Annotated in this window: 24 protein-coding genes; 9 read left to right on the top strand and 15 right to left on the bottom strand. The window is 69.8% G+C overall.

What is annotated here, in order from left to right:
- Window positions 1-241: 241 nt before the first annotated feature.
- Window positions 242-616 carry a VOC family protein gene (locus EHO50_RS21525; RefSeq protein WP_128432217.1) on the bottom strand — a complete coding sequence of 125 codons (375 nt, stop codon included), beginning with the start codon at window positions 614-616 and terminating at the stop codon, window positions 242-244.
- A gap of 446 nt (window positions 617-1,062) precedes the next feature.
- Complete coding sequence (locus EHO50_RS21520) at window positions 1,063-1,308, bottom strand: hypothetical protein (RefSeq protein WP_128432214.1); 246 nt, start codon at window positions 1,306-1,308, stop codon at window positions 1,063-1,065.
- Window positions 1,309-1,458: 150 nt separating this feature from the next.
- Here EHO50_RS21520 and EHO50_RS21515 point away from each other — a divergent pair, with 150 nt between their 5' ends.
- The 3 genes from EHO50_RS21515 (at window position 1,459) to EHO50_RS21505 (ending at window position 3,332) form a co-directional block, all read left to right on the top strand.
- The gene (locus tag EHO50_RS21515; protein WP_128432211.1) at window positions 1,459-2,094 is read left to right on the top strand and encodes a helix-turn-helix domain-containing protein; all 636 of its coding nucleotides are present in this window, start codon (window positions 1,459-1,461) and stop codon (window positions 2,092-2,094) included.
- 71 nt (window positions 2,095-2,165) lie between these two features.
- Window positions 2,166-2,858, top strand: a complete 693-nt coding sequence (locus tag EHO50_RS21510) for a hypothetical protein (RefSeq protein WP_128432209.1) — start codon at window positions 2,166-2,168, stop codon at window positions 2,856-2,858.
- A 141-nt stretch (window positions 2,859-2,999) separates the two neighbouring features.
- Entirely contained in the window at window positions 3,000-3,332 is a 333-nt protein-coding gene (locus tag EHO50_RS21505) for a DUF2516 family protein (protein WP_181449674.1), read from the top strand.
- Window positions 3,333-3,486: 154 nt separating this feature from the next.
- Here EHO50_RS21505 and EHO50_RS21500 read toward each other — a convergent pair whose 3' ends face one another.
- The 3 genes from EHO50_RS21500 to EHO50_RS21490 form a co-directional block, all read right to left on the bottom strand.
- Window positions 3,487-4,788, bottom strand: coding sequence for a PP2C family protein-serine/threonine phosphatase (locus EHO50_RS21500; protein ID WP_128432207.1), 1,302 nt, complete (start codon window positions 4,786-4,788; stop codon window positions 3,487-3,489).
- A 396-nt stretch (window positions 4,789-5,184) separates the two neighbouring features.
- Window positions 5,185-6,264, bottom strand: coding sequence for a C40 family peptidase (locus tag EHO50_RS21495; protein WP_128432204.1), 1,080 nt, complete (start codon window positions 6,262-6,264; stop codon window positions 5,185-5,187).
- Window positions 6,265-6,439: 175 nt separating this feature from the next.
- On the bottom strand, window positions 6,440-7,258 hold the full coding sequence (locus EHO50_RS21490) for a class I SAM-dependent methyltransferase (RefSeq protein ID WP_181449668.1): 819 nt from the start codon (window positions 7,256-7,258) through the stop codon (window positions 6,440-6,442).
- A 226-nt stretch (window positions 7,259-7,484) separates the two neighbouring features.
- On the opposite strand from EHO50_RS21490, the gene mshA reads away from it, so the two are divergent.
- Both mshA and EHO50_RS21480 read left to right on the top strand, forming a co-directional pair.
- Window positions 7,485-8,822, top strand: a complete 1,338-nt coding sequence (gene mshA / locus EHO50_RS21485; protein WP_128432201.1) for a D-inositol-3-phosphate glycosyltransferase — start codon at window positions 7,485-7,487, stop codon at window positions 8,820-8,822.
- Complete coding sequence (locus EHO50_RS21480; protein ID WP_128432198.1) at window positions 8,815-9,315, top strand: type III secretion system chaperone family protein; 501 nt, start codon at window positions 8,815-8,817, stop codon at window positions 9,313-9,315. The genes mshA and EHO50_RS21480 overlap by 8 nt, the downstream gene beginning before the upstream one ends.
- Window positions 9,316-9,374: 59 nt before the next feature.
- Here EHO50_RS21480 and EHO50_RS21475 read toward each other — a convergent pair whose 3' ends face one another.
- The gene (locus tag EHO50_RS21475; RefSeq protein ID WP_128432196.1) at window positions 9,375-10,187 is read right to left on the bottom strand and encodes a helix-turn-helix transcriptional regulator; all 813 of its coding nucleotides are present in this window, start codon (window positions 10,185-10,187) and stop codon (window positions 9,375-9,377) included.
- A gap of 49 nt (window positions 10,188-10,236) precedes the next feature.
- On the opposite strand from EHO50_RS21475, the gene EHO50_RS21470 reads away from it, so the two are divergent.
- The gene (locus EHO50_RS21470) at window positions 10,237-10,698 is read left to right on the top strand and encodes a DUF2000 domain-containing protein (RefSeq protein ID WP_128432193.1); all 462 of its coding nucleotides are present in this window, start codon (window positions 10,237-10,239) and stop codon (window positions 10,696-10,698) included.
- A 5-nt stretch (window positions 10,699-10,703) separates the two neighbouring features.
- On the opposite strand, the gene fxsT is transcribed toward EHO50_RS21470, so the two are convergent.
- Together fxsT and EHO50_RS21460 are read right to left on the bottom strand one after the other, a co-directional pair.
- A complete protein-coding gene (gene fxsT, locus EHO50_RS21465) occupies window positions 10,704-13,202 on the bottom strand; it encodes an FxSxx-COOH system tetratricopeptide repeat protein (protein WP_128432190.1) in 2,499 nt (832 codons plus the stop codon).
- A gap of 132 nt (window positions 13,203-13,334) precedes the next feature.
- Window positions 13,335-14,606, bottom strand: coding sequence for an MDR family MFS transporter (locus EHO50_RS21460; protein ID WP_128432187.1), 1,272 nt, complete (start codon window positions 14,604-14,606; stop codon window positions 13,335-13,337).
- Window positions 14,607-14,796: 190 nt separating this feature from the next.
- On the opposite strand from EHO50_RS21460, the gene EHO50_RS21455 reads away from it, so the two are divergent.
- Window positions 14,797-15,558 carry a phosphoglyceromutase gene (locus EHO50_RS21455; RefSeq protein WP_128432184.1) on the top strand — a complete coding sequence of 254 codons (762 nt, stop codon included), beginning with the start codon at window positions 14,797-14,799 and terminating at the stop codon, window positions 15,556-15,558.
- Window positions 15,559-15,654: 96 nt separating this feature from the next.
- Here the strand turns inward: EHO50_RS21455 and EHO50_RS21450 are convergent, their stop codons facing one another.
- The 6 genes from EHO50_RS21450 to phoU all read right to left on the bottom strand — a co-directional run bounded on the left by EHO50_RS21450 (window position 15,655) and on the right by phoU (window position 19,814).
- The gene (locus EHO50_RS21450) at window positions 15,655-15,987 is read right to left on the bottom strand and encodes a carboxymuconolactone decarboxylase family protein (protein WP_128432181.1); all 333 of its coding nucleotides are present in this window, start codon (window positions 15,985-15,987) and stop codon (window positions 15,655-15,657) included.
- A 154-nt stretch (window positions 15,988-16,141) separates the two neighbouring features.
- Entirely contained in the window at window positions 16,142-16,486 is a 345-nt protein-coding gene (locus EHO50_RS21445) for a carboxypeptidase-like regulatory domain-containing protein (protein WP_128432178.1), read from the bottom strand.
- Window positions 16,487-16,496: 10 nt separating this feature from the next.
- Entirely contained in the window at window positions 16,497-17,429 is a 933-nt protein-coding gene (locus EHO50_RS21440; RefSeq protein ID WP_128432175.1) for a trypsin-like serine peptidase, read from the bottom strand.
- A 606-nt stretch (window positions 17,430-18,035) separates the two neighbouring features.
- On the bottom strand, window positions 18,036-18,287 hold the full coding sequence (locus tag EHO50_RS21435) for an SCO4226 family nickel-binding protein (RefSeq protein ID WP_128432172.1): 252 nt from the start codon (window positions 18,285-18,287) through the stop codon (window positions 18,036-18,038).
- Between the two features lie 25 nt (window positions 18,288-18,312).
- Window positions 18,313-18,561 (bottom strand): SCO4226 family nickel-binding protein, encoded by a 249-nt coding sequence (locus tag EHO50_RS21430; RefSeq protein ID WP_128432169.1) that lies wholly within the window; start codon window positions 18,559-18,561, stop codon window positions 18,313-18,315.
- A 563-nt stretch (window positions 18,562-19,124) separates the two neighbouring features.
- On the bottom strand, window positions 19,125-19,814 hold the full coding sequence (gene phoU, locus EHO50_RS21420) for a phosphate signaling complex protein PhoU (RefSeq protein WP_128432164.1): 690 nt from the start codon (window positions 19,812-19,814) through the stop codon (window positions 19,125-19,127).
- 374 nt (window positions 19,815-20,188) lie between these two features.
- Here phoU and phoR point away from each other — a divergent pair, with 374 nt between their 5' ends.
- Together phoR and phoP are read left to right on the top strand one after the other, a co-directional pair.
- Window positions 20,189-21,478 carry a two-component system sensor histidine kinase PhoR gene (gene phoR, locus EHO50_RS21415; protein WP_128432161.1) on the top strand — a complete coding sequence of 430 codons (1,290 nt, stop codon included), beginning with the start codon at window positions 20,189-20,191 and terminating at the stop codon, window positions 21,476-21,478.
- Between the two features lie 5 nt (window positions 21,479-21,483).
- Window positions 21,484-22,155 carry a two-component system response regulator PhoP gene (gene phoP / locus EHO50_RS21410; protein WP_004000192.1) on the top strand — a complete coding sequence of 224 codons (672 nt, stop codon included), beginning with the start codon at window positions 21,484-21,486 and terminating at the stop codon, window positions 22,153-22,155.
- A gap of 91 nt (window positions 22,156-22,246) precedes the next feature.
- Here phoP and EHO50_RS21405 read toward each other — a convergent pair whose 3' ends face one another.
- A complete protein-coding gene (locus EHO50_RS21405) occupies window positions 22,247-22,948 on the bottom strand; it encodes a copper chaperone PCu(A)C domain-containing protein (RefSeq protein WP_128432158.1) in 702 nt (233 codons plus the stop codon).
- Between the last annotated feature and the right edge of the window lie 282 nt (window positions 22,949-23,230).

Below are 23,230 nucleotides of genomic sequence, written 5' to 3'. Positions count from 1 at the left end.
CAGGGTCGGACGGGGGCGGAGCGCTGCCAAGTACCCACAAAAAAGTGGGTATCGGCGCTGCGGCTGCTACGACCGTGCCGGTTCCTCCCGCCAGATACGTAGGACCGTCCCGTCCGCCTTGCGGACCACGTCCTGGATGTGGCGGATCGCGTCCGCAGCTTCCTGGTGGTCCTTATGACGACACCCCGTTGAGCGTGCTCAACGGGGTGTCGTTTCGGCCTTTGCCGATGCGGGCCGATGCTCAGCTCAGGCGGGCTCGCAAGAGGCAGAATTCGTTGCCCTCGGGGTCGGCCAGGACGTGCCACTGCTCCTCGCCGCTCTGTCCGATGTCGGCCGGGCGCGCGCCGAGCTTCAGGAGGCGTTCGAGTTCGGCGTCCTGATCGCGGTCGGTGGCGTTGACGTCGAAGTGCATCCGCAGCCTGCCCGCCTTGGGCTCGGTGGTGGGGATGAAGACCAGGGTCGGCTGCAATCCGCCGAACCCTTCTCGTGGTCCGATCTCCACCGCGCCGCCGTCGTCGGGGTCGAGCACGATGAAGTCCAGCACCTCGCACCAGAACGCCGCCAGCTGCTGCGGGTCTTGGCTAGGGATGATCAGTTCGGAGATTCGACAAGCCATGGCCGGCACCCTACGGGGCGTCAACCGCACGCAGCCAGCCCTTAAACGGCCCAAGATCGCAACGCATTTGGGCACGCGGGAGCGGCGGAACGGCCCGCTCGGCCCGCTGCCGCAGCGAGTGCACCACCAGGTCGCACTCGGCTCGCACCGGGCCATGTGGATCACTGTCCGTACGGTCCGTGAGCAGCTCGGTGCAGCGTCGGGGGCCGCGTAGCACGCGGTGGCGGCGTCGGGGACATGCTGTGCCGCGGCCGAAGCCGACCGCTCCGCGGGACACGGCGGTGCGCCCGCGTACCCGGCGGGCTCCGTCGCTCGGCCGCGGTGGCGGCGTCGGGGACACGCTGTGCCGCGGCCGAAGCCGAGCGCTCCGCGGGACACAGCGGTGCGCCCGCGTACCCGGCGGGCTCCGTCGCGCGGTCAGATGCCGCTGCCACCCTGGTCCCGCGTCACCGCCGCCCCTGGCAGGCCCTCCAGCACTCCACCTTGCGGAAGGGGCGGGCGGCCCGGCCCGACACCGCCGGCCACCGCGAAGCCATCAGCGCGGCGAGCAAGTGCCCCAGCAGCACGACGCTCGGGGCCCGGACATCCTCGACCAGCCGCACCGAGGCGCCGTGAAGGGCGGCGACGGTGTGCTTCCGCCCGTCGCTACGGCCCGGGTCTCCCAGCGACAGCAGCATCGGAGGCGTCGGCATCGCCGCTCCCCAGCCGACCTGGGCGCGGGCCACTCACTCCCACTCGACGCCGACCCACGCCTGCTCCATCTGAGCCCCCGTCACGTGGCGTGGCGCACTTTTGCAAGCGGGTGCTTGCAATAGTTAGCGGGGGTGAGGCAAGGTGGAGGCATGGCATCGCTCAACGTCGGCAATCTCGGTGAGTATCTGCGTGAGCAGCGGCGCAACGCGCAGCTGTCACTGCGGCAACTCGCCGATGCCGCGGGGGTGTCCAATCCGTATCTGAGCCAGATCGAGCGCGGGCTGCGCAAGCCGAGCGCGGAGGTGTTGCAGCAGGTCGCCAAGGCGCTGCGGATCTCCGCCGAGACGCTGTACGTCCGGGCCGGCATCCTCGACGCCGAGCGGGACCGGGACGAGGTGGAGACGCGTGCCGTCATCCTCGCCGATCCCACGCTGAACGAGCGGCAGAAGCAGGTGCTGCTCCAGATCTACGAATCCTTCCGCAAGGAGAACGGGTTCGGGATATCCCCCGAGGCGGGTGAGGCTGCCGAGGTGGCCGAGGCTGTCGAGGCAGTAGGTGCTGTCGAGGCAGTGGAAGCCGTCGAGTCGGCCGAGGCCGTCTCGAGCGACGGCCACCCCGACGGTGCGGCGGACGCTCAGGGCAGTGACACCGCCGTACACCGCAAGCCCGCCGCGCGCCGCACCCGCACGACGCGAGCGACCCGCACGACCCGCACACCCCATACGTCCGACGGCAACGACGCCGCCCCGGAGAACCCGAACGACCCCCAGCAGTCGGCCGGCTGACCACACGCACCGGCAGGCCGACCGCGGGACCCAAAACCCTCACCTCGAAGCAACCCGGGAGGACCATCACCATGGCCATCACCGACGACCTGCGTAAGACTTTCAGCGACCCGACCCCGTTCTACTTCGCCGCCGGCACCGCCGACCTGGCCCTGCAGCAGGCCAAGAAGGTGCCCGGCCTGGTGGAGCAGCTGCGCGCCGAGGCGCCGGCCCGGATCGACGCCGTTCGCAACACCGACCCGAAGGCCGTCCAGGAGAAGGCCGCAGCTCGCGCCAAGGAGGCCGGTGCCAAGGCCAAGGAGGCGCAGGAGAGCATCCAGGCCAAGGTCAACGAGTTCATCGGCAGCCTGGACGCCGACATCAAGAAGTTCGGCAGCAACCTGGATGCGGACTTCAAGAAGTTCGGCAGCAGCATCGACGCCGACCTGAAGAAGTTCGGCGAGGGCGCCCAGGACCTCGCGCTGCGCACCGTCGGCGTCGCCGCCGAGTACGCCGTGAAGGCCCGCGAGGCCTACGAGAAGGTCGCCGAGCACGGCGAGCAGGCCGTGAAGACCTGGCGCGGCGAGGCCGCCGAGGAGATCGAGGAGCTCGCGGTCGCCGTCGAGCCGAAGGCCGAGCCGGTCGAGGTCAAGGAGGACAAGGCCGAGGCCAAGCCCGTCGAGACCCAGCCCGCCGCGGAGGCCGCCCCGGCGAAGAAGACCACCGCCAAGAAGACCACGACCCGCAAGACCACCGCCAAGAAGACGACTCCGCCCGCCAAGTAACACGGACGGGTGAAGAAGAGCGGTTGGACACGGGCCGGGCACTTACCCAGTGCTCGGCCCGTTGTTCGGGTAGCGGGCCTGCGGTTGCGGGTACGGTGACCGCGTAGGTACGAGCCGAATCAGGTGGTGGACGTTGTGCTGATGCAGGGCTTCGCGGGGTTCATGTGGCTGTTGAGCATGGCCCTGATCCTTTTCAGCGGCTTCGCGCTGATCGACGCGGCCACGCGCCGTGAGGACGCCTATCGCGCGGCGGACAAGCAGTCCAAGCCGTTCTGGCTGATCATCCTCGGGCTCGCCTTCATCGTGAACCTGATCTTCAACATCCTGTCGTTCCTGCCGATCATCGGCCTCATCGCGACGATCGTGTACATGGTCGACGTACGCCCGGCGATCAAGGGACTTCCGGGCGGGGGCCGCAGCAGAAAGGGCTCCAGCAGCGACGGCCCGTACGGCCCGTGGAACGGCGGTCGCTGATCAACGGAATGACCGCTGTTGATCAACGCCGCTGAGCGGCATCGCCCTCAGGGGCGCGGGGCTGTGTCGATATGCGGCTCCGCCGCGTGGGCGCGACCAGCCCACCACGGCCCCGCAGTCGGCATATGACCCGAACGCACCGGCGGGTATCCGATCACACGGTCCGGTCGAGCAACAGCACAGCCACGTCGTCCGTCAGCTCGCCCCCGTTGAGGTCCCGCACCTCATTGACCGAGGCCCGCAGCAGCGCCTCTCCGCGCAAGCCCTCGGAGAGCTGTCGCCGCACCATCTCCACCATGCCGTCCTGGCCGAGCCGTTCCCGGCCCTCACCGATACGCCCCTCGATCAAGCCGTCGGTGTAGAGCATCAGACTCCACTCCGCCCCCAGCTTGACCTCCATCCGCGGCCACCGAGCCCCGGGCAGCAGCCCGAGCGCGGGCCCGTTGTTGTCGTACGGCAACAACTGCGCGGGCCGTCCGGGCCGGGCCAGCAGCGGGGACGGATGTCCCGCCAGGCACAGCCCCGCCCGACGGCCGTCAGGCGCGATGTCCACCGTGCAGAGGGTCGCGAAGATCTCGTCGTCGGCCCGCTCGTGCTCGAGGACCTGCTGAAGCGTCCCCAGCAGGGCGTCCCCGCACAGCCCGGCCAGCGTCAGCGCCCGCCAGGCGATCCGCAGCTCCACGCCGAGCGCCGCCTCGTCGGGCCCGTGCCCGCAGACGTCGCCGATCATGGCGTGCACGGTGCCGTCGGCGGTGCGGACGACGTCGTAGAAGTCACCGCCCAGCAGCGCACGCGAACGCCCGGGCCGATACCGCGCGGCGAACCGCAGCGAGGAGCCCTCCAGCAGCGGCGTAGGCAGCAGGCCGCGTTCCAGCCGACGGTTCTCCTGCGCCCGCATGCGGCCCTCGGCAAGGCGCCGCTCGGCCGTGTCGGAACGTTTCCGCTCAACGGCGTACCGGATCGCCCGGCTCAGCAGCCGCCCGTCCAGCTCGTCCCGGAAGAGGTAGTCCTGGGCGCCGACCCGCACGGCCTCCGCGCCGCGCTCGGCGTCGCCCGAGGCGGTGAGCGCGAGGACGGCATGCCGGGGCGCGAGCTCCAGGACGTGCTTGAGCACGGCCAGCTCGTCGTCGTCGGCGACCCGGCCGGGCGCCGCGAGGGCGAGGTCCAGCAGGATGCAGTGGACGTCGTCGGTCAGCAGCCGCTCGGCCTCGGTGAGGTTGCGGGCGGTGCGCACGCGGATGGGCTTGCCGGCCGAGTCGAGCAGCTCGGGCACGATCGCCGAGCCGCCGGGATCGTCCTCGATCAGCAGCAGCGTCAGGTTGGTGTGGGTGGTGTTCTCGACCGTCTCTTCCTTACGCGGGGCCTCTTCCTCGGAGGTGCCGCCTGGGGACGCGGCCGGCGCCTGACCACTCTCCACGGCCGGGATCGCTCTCTGCCGCGGTATGGGTAGGGGCATCGTCTTGAGTTCCTTCCCTCCCCCCGAGGGCATGGTGCGAACGAGGGACCTCGATCCACCGACGGGGACCATAGCGGTAGTCGGCGGCGCAACGGAATGGTGTGAGCCACGCCGCGTGGGAGTCGGCCACTGTCATATGCCGCGTTCCGTACCGCAGTTGGACAGGCCGGAAGAGCGCCAGGGATGACGAACGTCACGTTCACCCAGCGTTTGAGGGCGATGTGACGTGGGGTGGGTCACGTGGCGGGGGTCACGGCAGCCATTACAAGACGCCCTGAATCCGCACGTATCAGGAAATCCTCGTGCCACAGGAAAATCCCGGGCCACAGGGAATCCTCGCGGCTCAGGGAATCCTCGCGCTCGGGGGAGCCGGAGCCTCACACATCGACGGAATCCTCACGCATCGGGCCGAACCACCCCGAGAATCGGCATCGAGCCGGCCCCCGCGACCGTCACCGTCCGCCCCGGGCGTGGGGCGTGGATGATGGCGCCGTCGCCGATGTACATGGCCACATGACTGGCGTCGCCGTTGTAGATGATGAGGTCGCCGGGGCGCATGTCCTCGATGTCGATGCGCTTCAGCTGCTTCCACTGCTCCTGCGAGGTCCGCGGAATCCCCTGCCCGGCGCTGGCCCAGGCCTGTGACGTAAGCCCTGAACAGTCGTATGTCTTCGGCCCCTCGGCGCCCCATTCATAGGGTTTGCCCAGCTGCTCCGTGGCGTACTCGACGGCCTTGCGCCCCTGTTCGGACGCCTCGCCCTTGATGTCCTCCAGGATGCCGGAGTCCAGCCAGGCGGTCTGCGCCTTGTAGGCGGCCTCCTTCTCCAGCTCGGCGAGGCGCTCCTTCTCTTCCTCCTCCAGCCGGGATTCGAGCTGTTCGGCCGCCTTGATCTGCTTCTCGATCTTCTTCTGGGCGGCGGCCTTGGCCTTGCGGCCGGCCTCCAGCTTCTTCCACTGGGCGGAGGCGTCCCTGGCGTACAACTCCAAGTCCTGCTGGATGCGGGTCATCTCCGCCAGCAGCCCCTTGGTCGCGCGCTGCCCCTGCAACGCCCGGCCCGTACCGTCGAGGAACGCCTGCGGGTCGTCGCTGAGCATCAGCTTCGCCTCGTCGGGCAGCCCGCCGGACCGGTACTGCGCGGCGGCCGCGGCCCCGGCCCGCTTCTTCAACGCGGCCAGCCGCTCCTGTCCTTTGACGATCCTCTTCGCCAGCGCGACGATCTCGGCGGACTGCTTTTCGGCCGCCTCCTCGGCGGCGTTGTACTCGTCGGTGGCGACGGCCGCGGCGTGGTAGAGCTTCTCGAGCCGCTGGCGCACGGCCTCAAGGTCCTTGTTCGACACGGTGGTCGAGGGCGACGAGGGTGAGGTACTGGGTGACGGGGAGGGCGCCGCGAACGCCGTGCCTGGCGCCGCCAGCACGGTGACCGCACAGACGACGGTCACAGCTGCAGTGATCAGGCCGCGCTTGCCCGAACCCATACCTGTTGCCCCCAAACTGATGTCCCGTCAGTAACTTACGAACGCTCGGGGGATCGTGCCATGGCGACGCGCAAAGTGACAGAGGTCTGCTTCCCCCCGTTCCCTCCCCGTCATGACGATCTCCCCGCCTTTGTGACGAACGACTCCCTCAGATCGTTCCGCCCGAGTCGCCAAGTCAGGCGCGCGGCGCCAACGCCTCCCACCGCACGGTCACTTCACCCTGCCGCCACCGCACCGGCCCGTCCGCCACCGGCCAGTCGACGGCGAGGTCACGCACCGCCCTGATCCAGCGCTGCCGTGCCCCGTACGACGCATAGGGCGCGGCTGCGGCCCAGGCGCGGTCGAAGTCGCGCAGAAAGGCATGGACGGGCTCGCCGGGAACGTTGCGATGGATGAGCGCCTTCGGCAAACGCTCGGCGAGATCCGAAGGCCGCTCCAGCGAGCCCAGCCGGGTCGCGAAGGTCACCGTACGAGGCCCCTCCGGCCCGAGCGCGACCCACACATGCCGACGCCCGATCTCGTCGCAGGTCCCCTCGACGAGCAGCCCCCCACGGGACCCGCCCCCCGGATCGGCCGGCGCGAGCCGAGCACACAGCCGCTCCCAGACCCCGGCGACCTCCCCCTCCTCGTACTGCCGCAGCACATTGGCCGCCCGCACGAGCAGCGGCCGCTGCGGAACGGGAATCTCGAACCCCCCGTGCCGAAACACGAGCCCCTCCCGCTCGTACGGCTTCGCAGCCAAGACCCGAGCCGGTTCGATCTCCACCCCGACCACACGCGCCCGGGGTGCGACGGACCGCAGCCGAGCGAGCAGCTCCACGGCGGTCCAGGGGGCGGCGCCGTACCCGAGATCCACGGCGACGGGCTCGACGGCCCGCCGCAACTCGCCCCCGTACGTGGCGGCGATCCAGCGATCCATACGGCGCAGCCGATTGGGATTGGTGGTCCCGCGCGTGACGGTGCCCACAGGTCGGGCGAAGGCGCGGGATGTCATGCATACGAGGGTATGCGGCTGCTCCGACCGTCGGACCGTGCCACCTACACGCACTCGACAACGCACCCGACAACGCAGCCCACCCCCGAACAGTTGAGCGAACCCCGGTAACGCCTCGGCAAAAACCGCCCCACCAGGAATGGGAACCCCTACCTCCGGCGTTGCACCGCCTTGGAGGGCGCGAGGACCCTCCGTCCGGCATGCCCGCAGCAAGGAGGAACGCCACGTGAGCCAGTACGTCGGCAGGCTCGGGCGTCGCTCCCAGGCCGCCCCCCACCGGCTGCGCCTGCACCGCCGCCCCCGCCGCATCGCCATGCTCTCGGTGCACACCTCACCGCTCCACCAGCCCGGCACAGGCGACGCCGGCGGCATGAACGTATACATCGTCGAGCTGGCACAGCGCCTCGCCGCGATCAACATCGAGGTCGAGATCTTCACGCGCACGACCGCCACAGACCTCCCGCCCGTCGTGGAGCTCGCCCCCGGCGTCCTCGTCCGCCACATCGACGCGGGCCCGTACGAGGGCCTCAACAAGGAGGACCTCCCCGCCCAGCTGTGCGCCTTCACCCACGGCGTGATGCAGGCCTGGGCCGGCCACCGCCCCGGCTACTACGACCTGGTCCACTCCCACTACTGGCTCTCCGGCCACGTCGGCTGGCTGGCCGCCCAGCGCTGGGGCGCCCCCCTGGTGCACGCCATGCACACGATGGCCAAGGTCAAGAACGCCAACCTGGCCGACGGCGACACCCCCGAGCCCGCCGCACGAGTCATCGGCGAGACCCAGATCGTCACGGCGGCGGACCGCCTCATCGCCAACACGGCAGAGGAGGCCGACGAACTCGTACGGCACTACGCCGCCGCCCCCGACAAGGTCGCCGTGGTCCACCCCGGCGTCAACCTCGACCGCTTCTCGCCCGCCGACGGCCGCGCCGCAGCCCGAGCCCGCCTGGGTCTCCCGCAGGACGCCTTGATCCCCCTGTTCGCGGGCCGTATCCAGCCCCTGAAGGCCCCGGACATCCTCCTGCGCGCGGTGGCCGTCCTCCTGGACGAGCACCCCGAGCTGCGCTCCCGCATCCTCGTCCCGATCGTGGGCGGCCCCAGCGGCAGCGGCCTCGCCAAGCCGGAGGGCCTGCAGAAGCTGGCCGCCCGCCTGGGCGTTGCGGATGTCGTACGGTTCCGCCCTCCCGTCGGCCAGGAGCAGCTCGCCGACTGGTTCAGGGCGGCATCGCTGCTGGTCATGCCGTCGTACAGCGAATCCTTCGGCTTGGTGGCCATCGAGGCGCAGGCGGCCGGCACACCCGTGCTGGCGGCAGCGGTGGGCGGCCTGCCGGTGGCGGTCCGCGACGGCCGTACGGGCTACCTGGTCCAGGGCCACAATCCGGCCGACTACGCACGCGTGCTGCACGCCTTCGCCGACGACCCCCACCTGTCCCCCCGGATGGGAGAGGCCGCAGCCCGGCACGCCCTGTCCTTCGGCTGGGACACCGCGGCCGCCGCCACGGCGGACGTATATGTGGCCGCGACCCACGCCCACAGGCGTCGCGTACGCTCCCACCATGGCTGACGCACACAAGGCGGCGCAGGTCGTCGAGGGAGCCCTGAAGGACGCCGAACTGGAGTGGGAGAGCCCCGCCCCCGGCAACTACGTCGTCAAGCTCCCGGGCACCCGCAAGCTGTCGACGACGGTCTCCCTGCTCGTCGGCCGCCACTCCCTCTCCCTGAACGCCTTCGTCATCCGCCACCCCGACGAGAACGAGCCCGGCGTCCACCGCTGGCTCCTGGAGCGCAACCTCAAGCTGTACGGCGTGAGTTACGCCGTCGACCGGCTCGGCGACATCTACGTCACCGCCAAGCTCCCCCTGTCGGCCATCACCCCCGACGAGATCGACCGCCTCCTCGGCCAGGTCCTGGAGGCGGCGGACGGCGCCTTCAACACCCTCCTCGAGCTGGGCTTCGCCTCCGCGATCCGCAAGGAGTACGAGTGGCGGGTGGCGCGCGGCGAGTCGACGCGCAACCTGGACGCGTTCGCCCATCTGACCCAGCGCCCCGCCGACTGATCTCAGGTCTGTACTAACGGCGCCACGGAGGCCGTACGGCCGCGCGATCTGTACGACGCTCAGCGCGCGCTGCTGCGGTAGCGCCCCGGCGGAACCCCTACCAACTTCCGGAAGTGCCGGGTGAAATGGGCCTGGTCGTAGAACCCGGTCGCGGCGGCCACGTCGGCCGGCGACCGGCCGTCCAGGAGCAGCCGCCGGGCCCGGTCGACACGGCGGGACATCAGGTACTGGTGCGGGGCGATGCCGTACGCGGTACTGAACGACCGTACGAGATGGGCCGGGTGGGCGTGCAGCAGCCCGGTCGCCTCGTCGAGGGCGAGACCCTGTACGACGCGCTCGTCGAGAAGCTCACGCAGCCGGCGGGCGAGGGCGGGGTCGCGCCGCGGGACGTCGTCCGTGACGGCTTCGGGCCGCAGGTGGGCGCGCAACCGGTCACCGATGAGGGTCAGCCGACTGTCCGCCTCCAGTTCGTCGCCGGGCTGCGCGAGCGCGGTGTGCAGCCGGCCGACGCGCAGCCGCAGTACGGGATCGCGGAGGTCGGGGGAGTCAACGGCGCGCCCGATCAGGTCCTCGCCCAGCCGACTGCTGTCCAGGTACAACACCCGCTTGCGGAAACCGTGCGAGGTGGCGGGGGAGCCGTTGTGCGGGACGTGCGGCGGGAGGAGGGTCACGGTGTCGTGCGGGGTGCCGTGCTCATGCCGTTCGAGGTCGTAGCGCACGGCACCGTCGTCCACGATGAGCAGCGTCCAGGCCTCGTGGACGTGCATCGGGTAGGCGTACTCGGTGAAGTGGGCGTGGAAGACCTCGGTGACGCCCGGGACGCGGGGGCGCCACGCGGTGACTTCCTGCGTGACTTCCTGCCGGGCGGCCATGCAAAGAACGTACAAGACGAGGTCGTGGGGCGGTCGGCAGTCTCGTCGTATGAGCGAGACGAGCGACATGAGCGGTACGAGCGGTACGAGCACCGAGCCCATCCGATTCGACACGAAGATCGCCGTGCTGCTGAGGGAGGACCTGGAGCCCTGGCAGCGGCTGAATGTAACCGCGTTCCTGGTCAGTGGGCTGGGGACGGAGGTACCTGAGGTGATCGGGGAGCCGTACGAGGACGCGGACGGGGTGGGCTATCTGCCGATGTTCCGGCAGCCTGTGCTGGTCTTCGAGGGGACGAAGGAGACGTTGACGGCGGCGCACGCGCGTGTGCTGTCGCGTGCGCTGCCGCGGGCTGTGTTCACCTCTGATCTGTTCGGTACGGGGAACGACCGGGACAACCGGGCGGCGGTGCGGGCGGTGGGGACGGGGGAGCTGGACTTGGTGGGGGTGGCTGTGTACGGGCCCAGGAACGCGGTGGACAAGGTGGTTAAGGGGGCGCGGATGCATCCGTGATGGGGTCAGCGGCGGCGTTTCCTTGTGAGCTTCTGGGCTTCGTAGGTTTTGCCTTGGGCATGGAGCGTCTCGACGAGGCCGTGTGTGACGATGCCGTACAGGGGGTGGTCGGCTCCCAGGGTTTCGCGGATGCGGAGTCTCGTGGACTTCTGGAGGCGCTCCGCCTCAGCATGCCGGCCCAGGTGGTACAGAGTCCTGGCGAGGAAGTCAGCTGAGGTAACGGTGTCGTGGTGGTCGTTTCCCAGCACTCTCTGGTGTCGTTCCAGGACGTCGGTCAGTGTGCGGTGGGCTTCGTCATGGCGACCGAGTGCGATCTGAACGAAGGCGATGCTTTGGATGGCGCGCAAGGTGTCTGGGTGGTCGTTTCCCAGCACTCTCCGTCGTCGTTCCAGGACGTCGGTCAGTGTGCGGAGTCCTTCGTCATGTCGACCGACTTTGCTCAGGGCAACCCCGAGACTGTAGGCGGAGTAAAGCGTGGCGGGATGATCGTCGCCCAGTACCGCCATGCGCCTGGCCAGGACTGCCTCGTGCATGACGTGCGCTTCGGTGAATCTTTCCAAGTGCCCCAAGGTGGTAGCGAGGTCATGCGCTGAGCTGAGCGTCTCGGGATCGTCTTCGCCCAAAACCCTGCGGCGCCGCTCCAGGACGTCCTCGACGAGCGGCAAAACCTCCTCATGGGCCCACAAACCGTCCAGAGCCCAGGTCAGCATGTGGGCGGCGTGCAGAGCGTCGGGATGGTCATCGCCCAAAGAGGCAGTCCACGTCTCGTGCAGGGTGCTGGCCAGGTCGCGCGCGACCTGGGGCTGAGCGCTTCGGACGAGATATACGGCTGCCCTCAGCAGCACAGGGCGCAGTTCTGCCCTGTCACCCATGAGGTGAAGCGTCGCCATCAGATGCTGCGTGAGCGTCGTCCACCCCAGCCACGTCTCGGGCAGCTCCGGATCACCCGGATCGAGGGCAGTCAGCAGAACGGCCACGTCGTCCTGCAGCGCACCCGCTGCTTCGCCGCTCGCCTTGTCCCGCACCACGGCCTGAGTCAGCCGGTGCACCTGGAACGCGTCGGGCCCCACCACAGCCAGCCCGTACCGGGCCAGCGGATTGAGGGCGCTCTGCGGCCACAGGAAGTCGTCCGGGTCTCCACCGACCGTCACCAGCTCCGCCCGCCCCGCCACCAGCCAAGCCGTCGGAATCCGCTCGGGCCCGAGGAAAGCCGCCAGCCGCAGCACCGCCGTCGCCTCCGGATGCTCGGCGTCGAGGCGGTCCGTGGCGATGGTGACCGTGGCCGCGAGCGAGGCTGGATAGTCGTACACCTCGCCGCGATCGAGAAGCTTGGCGGTGTGCGTCTCCAGAACGCGCAGGTACTGCTCCGGCGGCATTCCCTCGCTCATCACGCCCGCCGCCTGCGCCAGTGCCAGCGGCAGGTCGCCGAGGGCGTCGGCGAGTGCGTCGGCGTGCTCGGGGTTGAGGGTGGGCAGCTGGGCGGTGAGGTAGTCCAGTGATTCCGCGCGACTGAACACCCCCAGTTGGAGTCGCGGCACGACCTTGCGCCAGTCCGGATTGCGGGCCGTGATCAGCACATGCCCCGGCCCCTCCGGCAGCCAGGTCCGCAGTTGCTGCGGATCCTCCGCGTTGTCCAGGACGATCAGCCACCGGTCGTGGGTGCGCAGGTACTCCATGGCGTACCGCGCGTTGACCTCGACACCGGCGTCCGGCTTGGCCACGCCGACGCGGGCGGCGAGTTCGGCGTAGCGGGCGGGTACCTGCTCCCCCTGTTCGGCGTCGACCCACCAGACGAGGTCGTACTGGCCGGCGAAACGGTAGGCGTACTCCAGCGCGACCTGGGTCTTGCCGATGCCGCCGGTTCCGTTGAGCGCCTGGACGGCGGCCTGGCGTTCGGCGAGCAGTTTGCGGCGTACCTCTTCGATGACGAGGTCCCGCCCGGTGAAGTGCGGGTTGCGTCGCCGCTGCCGCAGGTCCCATACGGCGGGGTCGGAGGTGCCGGACGGAAAGCGGGGTTGGGGGCCGGCCGGAGTCTTTCTCTTCCAGGCCCTCGATTTCCCCTTCGGCTTTCCGGGGAAGTCGGGTTTGCCGGCGGGCACGGCGGGCCCGCGTACCGCCTCCAGGAGCGCTGCGTGGGCGTCGGTCTCGTCGAGGCCGTGGAGTTCCTTGCTCAGTCGCCCGGCGAGGATGGCAGGCAGTTGGCCCTCCTGCAACGGCTCGACCACCAGGGGGAGGAAGCGGTCACGCCGGGCGACGACGGCGGTCCACTCCTCCTCCGTGTAGCGGCCGGGGGCGAAGTAGGCGGGTGAGAACAGGGCGACGACGGCGGAGCAGCGCGCCATGGCGTCGTTCATCTTCTTGACGAAGTCGTCGCCGGTCCGCCAGTGCCACAGGCCCAGCTCGACCTCGTATCCGGCCTCTTGGAGGTGCCACGCCACCCACTCCGCCCACTGGCTGTCGGGCCCGGCATGACTGACGAAGATCAACTCGGAACTGTCGGTCATGCCCCACCCCCACCCCAGCGGCCCCAACGGCCCTCGTACCGCAACCTCTTGTATACCCCGCACGCCCCGCGACGCAGGCGGGAGTAGGAGAAGAGCGGCGGCCGGAGAGGAGGGAAGGGGGGAAGGGGGGCGTCAGGCCGCGCCCATCTCCGCCTCCGCCCCGGTCCCGGCCGGGGATTCGGTGGCCGGGGCCACCTCCGTCCCCGTGTCGTCCGGCAGCCTCCGCATCAGCGCCCCGTACCCGAGCCCCGCCACCGTGCCGACCACCGCGCACAGCCCCCACAGCCACTCGGCGCCGAAGCGGTCGATGACGAAGCCGGACATCAGGGGGGCGACCAGGCCGGCCACGGACCAGGACATGGTGTACATGCCCTGGTAGCGGCCGCGCCCATGGACGGGGGAGAGGCGTACGACGAGGCTGGTCTGCGTGGGTGCGTTGACGATCTCGGCGAGGGTCCACACGCACACGGTGAGCGCGAAGACGCCGACCGAACCGGCGAAGGCGGTGAGTCCGAAGCCGTACCCGGCGAGGACGGACGAGATGATGAGCAGCCGCCCTGGATCGCGGTGCTCGATGAACCGGGTGACCGGGATCTGCAGCGCGACGATCAGGATGCCGTTGACGGCGACCGCGAGACCGTAGTCCGCAGAGGTGAACCCGGCCTCGCCCATGGCGACGGGCAGGCCGACCGACCCCTGCTGGAAGATCAGGGCGACGAGGAAGGACAGCCCGACGACGCTCATGAAGCGCCGGTCGCGCAGGACGGTGCCGAGCCCGACCTCCGCCTCGGCGGCCTTGGCCGCGGCCACCGGCTTGGACTCCGGCAGCTTCAGGAACACGACGATCGCGCAGACCATCGTCATGCCGGCCTCGATCAGGAAGCCGGCGAGGTAGCTGACCTCGGCGATGAAACCGGCGGCCATGGTGGAGATGGCGAAGCCGAGGTTGATGGCCCAGTAGTTGAGGGAGAAGGCGCGGACCCGGTCCTCGGGCCGGACGATGTCGGCCATCATCGCCTGCACGGCCGGGCGGGAGGCGTTGGAAGCCATGCCGACGAGGAACGCGACGGCGGCGATCGCGACGGGATCGCGCATGAACCCGAGCAGCGCGACGGAGAGGGCGGTGGAGGCCTGTGCGACGAGCAGCGTGGGCCGCCGCCCGAGCCGGTCGGTCATGACGCCGGCCCCGAGGGAGGAGATCACCCCGCCGAGTCCGTGGAGTGAGGCGACGAGACCGGCGTAGGAGGCGGAGTAGCCGCGGTCGAGGGTCAGGTACAGGGCCATGAAGGTTGCGACGAAGGCCCCGAGCCGGTTGACGAGCGTGCTGGTCCACAGCCACCAGAACTCGCGGGGGAGCCCGGAGACGCTTTCACGGGTGGCGCGTCTCAGGCTGGCGAGTGGCATCGGGACCCCATGGAGGTGAGCGACGGACGTAAGCGACCGGAGGTAAGCGACCGGATGTAAGCGGCTCAGGCGGCGCTCACAACTTACGAAGGTCCACTCCCCGTCGGCTACTCAATTAACAGATGCAGTCAACTGTCCGGCCTTCGGGCAGCCACGCGAGGGGGCGAAAGCGTGGATTACGCTCTGAGGCATGGCCGACGCACCGTACAAGCTGATCCTCCTCCGCCACGGCGAGAGCGAGTGGAACGCGAAGAACCTGTTCACCGGCTGGGTGGACGTCAACCTCAACGAGAAGGGCGAGAAGGAGGCAGTCCGCGGTGGCGAGCTCCTGAAGGACGCCGATCTCCTCCCCGACGTGGTCCACACGTCCCTCCAGAAGCGGGCGATCCGCACGGCCCAGCTGGCGCTGGAGGCGGCCGACCGTCACTGGATCCCGGTCCACCGTTCGTGGCGCCTGAACGAGCGCCACTACGGCGCCCTCCAGGGCAAGGACAAGGCGCAGACCCTCGCCGAGTTCGGCGAGGAGCAGTTCATGCTGTGGCGCCGCTCGTACGACACCCCGCCGCCCCCGCTCGAGGACGGCACGGAGTTCTCCCAGTCGGACGACCCGCGCTACGCCACGATCCCCCCGGAGCTCCGTCCCCGCACGGAGTGCCTGAAGGACGTCGTGGTCCGCATGCTCCCGTACTGGTACGACGGCATCGTCCCGGACCTCCTGTCCGGCCGCACGGTCCTGGTGGCCGCGCACGGTAACTCCCTGCGCGCCCTCGTCAAGCACCTCGACGGCATCTCCGACGCCGACATCGCGGGCCTGAACATCCCGACGGGCATCCCCCTGTACTACGAGCTCGACGCCGACTTCAAGCCGGTGACGCCGGGCGGGAAGTACCTGGACCCGGAGGCGGCCGCGGCGGCCATCGAGGCGGTCAAGAACCAGGGCAAGAAGAAGTAACGCCGACTGGTCAAGCCCCCTACCTGCAGATCTCCTGCGGGCAGGGGGCTTGTCGCTGTCCTGTGGTCGGCTCTGTGGTCGGCCCTGTGGTCGTCTCTACGCCCGGCCCTGAGCCTCGGCTTCCGCGTCCGCGACAGCAATCGTGATGCCGAGCGCCTTGGCGATGTTGCCCGCTGCCGTCATCACACGCGCCGTGCCCACCACGGGGGCGATGGCGACCAGGACATCCTGCACCTGCTCGGCAGTCAGCCCGGCCTGGATGGCAGGGTCGATGTGGGCGACGTACGAGATCGGCGGGGCGTCCGAAGCGGCGAGGGCTGCGATGCGGGTGAGCATGAAGGTCTCCGGGACCAGCCCGCACCGTTCGACCGAGTCGACCGTCATGGCGGCGAGGGTGTCCAGTACCGGGGTTTCAGAGGCTGTGGCCATGGCAGGTCGTCTCCTGTTGGTGTCGTGGGGGAAGTCGACGGGCGGCGCCGGCGCGTGAGGGCACCTCACCCGGTGCAGCGCCCACCGCTCGACCGTAAGTCCGTTTCGCCCGGATCGCCTGTCGAGTGGGCGCCTCCTCAGCCGAGCGTCGGCGTCAGCCGAGCGTCAGCTCGACCCGTACCGCCGCCGCCTCCGTAGCCCCGTCCCCGACCACTGCCCCCACACGCACCGTCGTCTCCGCCGTGCCGGGCGGCCCCATGGCGGGGTCCGCCCGGCACAGGAGGGCGTACTCACCCGGTGCGGGGGCGGTGAGGGAGAACCGTCCCTCGGTGTCCGTCACGGCAGCGATGTCCGGCAAGGGCTGGGGCCCGTCGGTGAACAGGACGTGGGCGCCCGGCACGGGTACCCCCGAGGCGTCGTGGACGACGCCGGTGATCTCCCTGGCGGACCCTGCGGACCCTGCGGACCCCGCTGCCCTTGCCGACCTGCTGTCGTTCATGGGGCTTCGCTCACGCTTTCCAGGCCACGTAGTTGTTGTAGACGGGTGTGGTGAACCGGGTACCCGAGTTCACCCGGGCTCCGCCGTAGGCGTGGATGGCGAAGCCGTAGCGGTTGCCGTTGTCGATGCGGTAGACGGAGCTTCCGCTCTGGCCGCCGGCCGTGTCGATGTCGTAGTACACCTTCCGCGCGGTGACGGAGTCGACGCCGCGGGCCGCGTACCAGAGTGTGCCCGGCGGCTTGTCGCCCGGATAGCCGGCGATGTTGCCGGTCGTCTTGAGCAGGTCCGAGTCGGACCAGACGCCGAAGCCGAACCAGCCGGTGGTGGAGCCGATGTTGGACGGCGTGACGATGGCGCCGTAGTCGAAGTTCTCGTCGCCGTCATTGGTCCAGCCGGTCACGGAGCGGAAGCTCGTGCAGGTGACACTGCCGTACGGCAGCACGGAGCCGTTGCGTCCGGGCATCACCTGGATGCTCTTCACCCAGCCGTCCCGGCCCGCCACGCCGCTGCCCTTGATGTAGACGCAGTGGCCCGCGGTCGCCACGGTGTGCGGTCCGACGAGCCAGCCGGTGCCCTGGTAGAGGGTGTTGTCGCGGGCCGTGATCAGCAGGTAGCAGTGCACCCGCCACGGGTACACCGCGGTGTTGGTGATCTGGACGCGGTCGTCGGGGCCGTGCACCGTCTTCTGCGCCGACGGCGGCGGACCGAACGACGCTTCCCCGATGTCGGGCAGGGCGACCGTCGGGGCGGTCCAGGCCTCGGGCGGGAACCCCTCGGGCAGCCGATAGCCTTCGACCGGCTCCAGTCCCTCGCCCGTGCCGTGCAGTACCTCGCCCTGCGCGCCCTCCGACGGCGGTTGCAGGACGGCTTCCTGCTCGGGGGCCAGAGATACGGTCACGTCCTCCGGCTCGTTCGACACGGCGTTGTGCGGGTCGTGCGGCATTCTCGATCACCCAGCCTCTCGGAGCTGTGTTGTGATGCCTTGCGATGCCTGACGCCGCGGCCGCAACGTTTGGGTCACTGCCCTTCTACTGCCGCCGGACAGGTGCGGCAATGTGCCTTTTGCGCCGACCCGGTGGGTGCCCGCGCCCGCTGCCGGGGGAGTGCGGGGCGAGGGCTGCGGACCTGTCGCCGGAGACCCTTCAGGGCCCCGGGGGCGCGCAGTCACCCGTCGCCCCAGCGCGAGCAGCTGGGCCGGGGCCTCAGTCCCCTAGGGCAGCCCCGGCGGACACGCAGACCCCGAACGCATGGCCGTCCTCTTCCTCGTCTCGTCCCCTGCTCGTCCCGGCCGGCGCCCCACGCCTCGCCCCTCGCAGACCGAAGGGCGCGCGCCGTGCCCTAAATCGATCCCTACAGACAGCAGCAAAAGGGAAGCAAAAGCGAAATTCCACGCTCCATCCGAAATTCCATGCCCCATCCGAACAATCACCCATACCGGACGGCAGCCGCTCAGGAGCGGTGCTCCCGCGGCCATGCGTCGGCCCCCGGCTGCGTCGCCCGCAGGCCGGGGGCCGTCTCCTGCTCAGTTGTGTCCTGCGTCGTGCCGGACTCACACCGCCAGCGGCACCGCGTGGATCTCGTCCGGCGCCCCGCCGCCCCCGCGCTCGTGGGCACGTCGGACCGCCTCGGCCGACGGACCCTCGCTGAGGCAGTACACCGTGCCGGACTCCGGGTCCGCCCAGGCGTGTGCGAAGTGGACTCCTTCTTCCTGCTCGACCGCGGCGGCGGCGTCGTGGCCTTGCTGCAGCTGTTGGGCCGTGATGCCCTGCATTCCGTGGTGGACGTCCATGAACCGCGTCACGGGCCTCGCACCTCCTTCCCGTGTCTCAGACCGACAGCGGGACCGGATGGATCTCGTCGGCCTTGTGGCCGGCGCGCTCGTGGATGCGCTGGACCGCATCCGCCGAGGGGGCCTCGGAGAGGCAGTAGACGACGCCGGACTCGGGGTCGGCCCACGCCCGCTCGAAGTGCACGCGCTCGTCCTTCTCTATGGCGAGGTCCGCGTTGTGGGCCTCCCTTAGCTGGTCAGCCGTGATGCCCTTCATGTTGTGGTGTACGTCCATGTACTGAGCCATGCCTCGCACCTCCTGACGATCCTCGGACTTCTGGTCCTCGGAGTGCGCTCGCCTGATCTCACTCTCCTTCCATGCTGCGCCCGTCCGGGACGACCAGCACGACGAAGAGCGCCGGGCACGGAACGAAGGCCCTGGCATCGACGAAGGGCCCCGGGCATGGAACCAAGGCCCTGGCATAGGACGGTGAAGGGCCCCGGCATCCACGCCGGGGCCCTTCACCGTCGTACGAGATCCACGGCGTCGTACGCCGCAGTACATCCGCACACCTACACCCTCACCGGCTCACCCGCACTGGCAAGGATTCCCCGACTGGCACCCGCACCCGCACCCCGAGCCGCAGCCGCAGGCGCCGAAGAGTGGGAGGCTCCTGATGTCGGTGGGCTGCTCGGACGGGCGTTCCCGGGTGGGGTCGGGTGTCGTGCCGGGGGTGCTGGGGGATTCGGCCATGGTCCCTCCTCAAGGCTGGTGCCTGTGCCCATTCCATGCCCGCCTCGCTGGGCGCATCAACGGCGCACAGAGGCTTGCGCACGCCCCGAGCGGTCCCCAGTAAGCCTGCTTACGGCTTACGCCCCCTCCACACCCGAAACCGGCTGGATGTCGGCCTGCAGCTCATCCGCGTGCTCACCCGTCACCAGGTACACCACACGCTTCGCAACCGCGACCGCATGGTCGGCGTACCGCTCGTAGTAACGGCCGAGCAGCGTCACGTCGACCGCCGTCTCGATGCCGTGCTTCCAGCGCTCGTCCATCAGGTGCTGGAAGAGGGTGCGGTGGAGGAGGTCCATCGCGTCGTCGTCCTGCTCCAGCTGGAGGGCGAGGTCGACGTCCTTGGTGATGATCACCTCGGCCGCCTTCGCCATCAGGCGCTGCGCGAGCTGGCCCATCTCCAGGATGGTGGCGTGCAGGTCCTGCGGGATCGCGCGCGCGGGGTAGCGCAGCCGCGTCAGCTTCGCCACGTGCTGGGCGAGGTCGCCCGAGCGCTCCAGGTCCGCCGACATGCGGAGCGAGGTGACGACTATCCGCAGGTCGGTCGCCACCGGCTGCTGGCGCGCCAGCAGTGCTATGGCCTTGGCCTCCAGGTCGTGCTGGAGGTCGTCGACCTTCTGGTCGGCCTCGATCACGCTCTCGGCCAGCTTCAGATCGGCGTCGAGGATCGCCGTCGTGGCGCGTCCGATCGCCGACCCGACCATCCGGGCCATCTCCACCAGGCTGTCGCCGATCGAGTCCAGTTCCTCGTGGTACGCGTCCCGCATCAGGGTCCCTCTCTTACGTCTGCCTCGGGGGGTTCCGGGGGCCAGGAGACTGTCGTCGAACCGGCAGTCTTGTCGTCCAATCCGGCAGTCTTACTGTCGTGACCTCCGACCATACGGCTGCCGTGAAAACGACAGTCGGACTGTCGTGAAACCGCCAGTGCGATCACCATGCGATCACACCGTGGTCATTCACGCGATCACCATCCGAAATCGCCTGTGCGAACCCCACGCTCCTACCTTCCGGCCGCTACGCGTCCGTTTCCGCCACCCCAAATGAACCAACACTGGCTCCAAGGTGAACTCTGGGCGACGAGTGTTCGAGCTCGCACTCCGACGGCTGTGGCCACCGCCTGCGCCATGCCTAACCTGGACGCATGGACGTGAACGCGGCGGTCGCCGCAGCGGCAGCGATCGCCGGGGTGCTCACCGGCGTCATCGCCATGCTGGCGTTCCGCTGGAGCGAACGCGACCTGAAGCGACCCACCCGAACCTCCCTGCACACCGACCCGGTCCTGCCCCCCGGCGTGGACACGGTCCTGTCGGTGCTGCGCTCCTCCGCCGTCGTCCTCGACGAGGGGGACGCCGTCGTCAAGGCCAGCTCGGCGGCGTACGCCCTCGGTCTGGTGCGCGGTGGCAAGCTCTCCGTCGAACCCATGCTCCAGATGGCCCGGGACACCAGACGTGACGGGGAGATACGGCAGGTCGAGCTGGACCTGCCCAGGCGCGGCACCGGACGCGGCGATGCCCTCGCCGTGTCCGCGCGCGTCGCGCCCCTCGGCTCCCGCCTCGTCCTCCTCCTCGTCGAGGACCTCACCGAGGCCCGGCGCATAGAGGCGGTGCGGCGCGACTTCGTCGCCAACGTGAGCCATGAACTGAAGACGCCGGTCGGCGCGCTCTCCCTGCTGTCCGAGGCCGTCATGGACGCGTCCGACGACCCGGAGGCCGTGGAGCGCTTCGCCGGGCGCATGCAGATCGAGGCGACCCGGCTCACCAGCCTGGTGCAGGAGCTCATCGACCTCTCCCGGGTGCAGAACGACGACCCGCTGGAGGACGCCGAGCCCGTCGGCGTCGACGAACTCGTCGCCGAGGCCATGGACCGCTGCCGGCACGCCGCAGGCACGAAGCAGATCACCATGGCCGCCGGAGGCACGGCGGACCTCAGCATCTGGGGCAACCGCGGCCAGCTCGCCGCCGCCCTCGGCAACCTCGTCGAGAACGCCGTCAACTACTCGCCCGCCCGCACCCGCGTCGGCATCGCCGCCCGCCGGGTCAGCGCCCCGGGCGGAGACCTCATCGAGATCGCCGTGACCGACCAGGGCATCGGCATCTCGGACAAGGACAAGGAGCGCATCTTCGAGCGCTTCTACCGCGTCGACCCGGCCCGTTCCCGTGCCACCGGTGGCACCGGCCTCGGTCTCGCGATCGTCAAGCACGTGGCCGCCTCGCACGGCGGGGAGGTCACGGTGTGGAGCTCCGAGGGACAGGGCTCCACCTTCACCCTGCGGCTGCCGGAGGCCGGTGCGGCCCGAGACCGCGCACAGCAGCACCCCGACCTCGACGACGAGGCCGGACAGACCGCCGGATCGCATCCCCGCAGATCCCCCGACTCACCCCCTGACTCAACCGCGTACGAAACGCTTTCCGCCCCGGAGGTCCTTCCGTGACCCGTGTGCTCGTCGTCGAGGACGAGGAGTCCTTCTCCGACGCCCTGTCGTACATGCTCCGCAAAGAGGGCTTCGAGGTCGCCGTCGCGACCACCGGGCCCGACGGACTCGACGAGTTCGAGCGCAACGGCGCCGACCTCGTCCTCCTCGACCTGATGCTGCCCGGCCTGCCGGGCACCGAGGTCTGCCGTCAACTGCGCGGCCGCTCCAACGTCCCGGTGATCATGGTCACCGCCAAGGACAGTGAGATCGACAAGGTCGTCGGCCTGGAAATAGGAGCCGATGACTACGTCACCAAGCCGTTCTCCTCGCGCGAGCTGGTCGCCCGTATCCGGGCCGTCCTGCGCCGCCGCGGCGAGCCCGAGGAGGTCACCCCGGCCGCGCTGGAGGCGGGCCCGGTCCGGATGGACGTGGACCGTCACGTGGTCACGGTCTCCGGCTCCAAGGTCGACCTCCCCCTCAAGGAGTTCGACCTCCTGGAGATGCTCCTGCGCAACGCCGGCCGCGTCCTGACCCGCATGCAGCTCATCGACCGCGTCTGGGGCGCCGACTACGTCGGTGACACCAAGACCCTCGACGTCCACGTCAAGCGCCTGCGCGCCAAGATCGAGCCGGACCCGGGCGCCCCGCGGTACCTGGTGACGGTGCGTGGCCTCGGCTACAAGTTCGAGCCGTAAACAGCACGACCACCACGACCACCACGGTCGCCACGTAGAAGGGCGGGACCTCCGTTTCCGGAGGTCCCGCCCTTTTATGCGCTACGACCGCTCAGTGACCGGCCGTCGTCTGCGAGGTGCTGTCGGACGGGGTCGCCGCGCCGGCGCCGGTCCCGGCGCCGCTCCCGGCACCGGAACCTGCCGCGGTGCCGGCCTCGTCGGTCGGGGCGGCCGGGGTGCCCTCGGCCGGGGACTCGGTCGGCGAACCGGTCGGGGAGGGCGACTTGCCCGGCACCGACGGGACCTCGCTCGGGCCCCAGCTCTCGAAGTAGTGCTCGGCCGGGACGACGAACGCACGCAGGCTCACATCACCGGTCTTGCTGAAGGTGAAGGTGATCTTCTGGGCGTTGCCGTCCTGGATGGCCTCGCGGCTGCTGGGCAGCACGGCGGAGGCGTTGTCCTTGCCGCCGAGGATCAGTGAGCCGCCGGCCGGGATGGTCAGGCTGCCCCCCTTGGCGGGCTTGAGCTCGGCGGTCTTGTCGGCGCCGTCCACCTTGATCGCGTCCAGCGTCTGGGCGGTCTTGCCGGAGTTGAACAGGGTCGCGGAGACCGCGGCCGGACCGGTCGACTCCAGGTCGGGTTGGGTGATGACGATGGCGTTCTGGATCTTGATGTCGCCAACGGTCGTCGCCGCGTTGTCCGGCTTGATCTCCAGCGTCTGGCTGTTGTTGCCGGCGGCGCACGCACCGAGCGACGTGATCGAGAACGCGATGGCGGCCGCGGCGAGGGCGCCGCGTCGAAGGCTGCTGCTCACGGCGGCGGCAACTCCTTGACTCGAACGGGGCGGGCGCATAAAGCCGCCCTAAGTGTCTGTCAGCGGCCTTAGGTTACCGAGCCGTTCCCGCGCGACTGCACCCGACCCTCCCCTGAGCGGCCATGTGCCGTCGAAGTACCTCTTCCACCACCCATCACTTCACCCACAAGTGACCCGGGAGTCACATTGCCCGCAGGCCCGTCCGCCATTCACATAAGTCCCCTTGCAAGCCCCCGCGCAAAATTTCCGTGAAGGAATGCACGACCCTCCCGAAATTGATCA

This window comes from Streptomyces cyaneus (genome assembly GCF_004028635.1).
GTDB lineage: Bacteria > Actinomycetota > Actinomycetes > Streptomycetales > Streptomycetaceae > Streptomyces > Streptomyces cyaneus.
The sequence above is the reverse complement of the archived record's forward strand: the minus strand, read 5'-3'. Positions and strand labels throughout refer to the sequence as shown.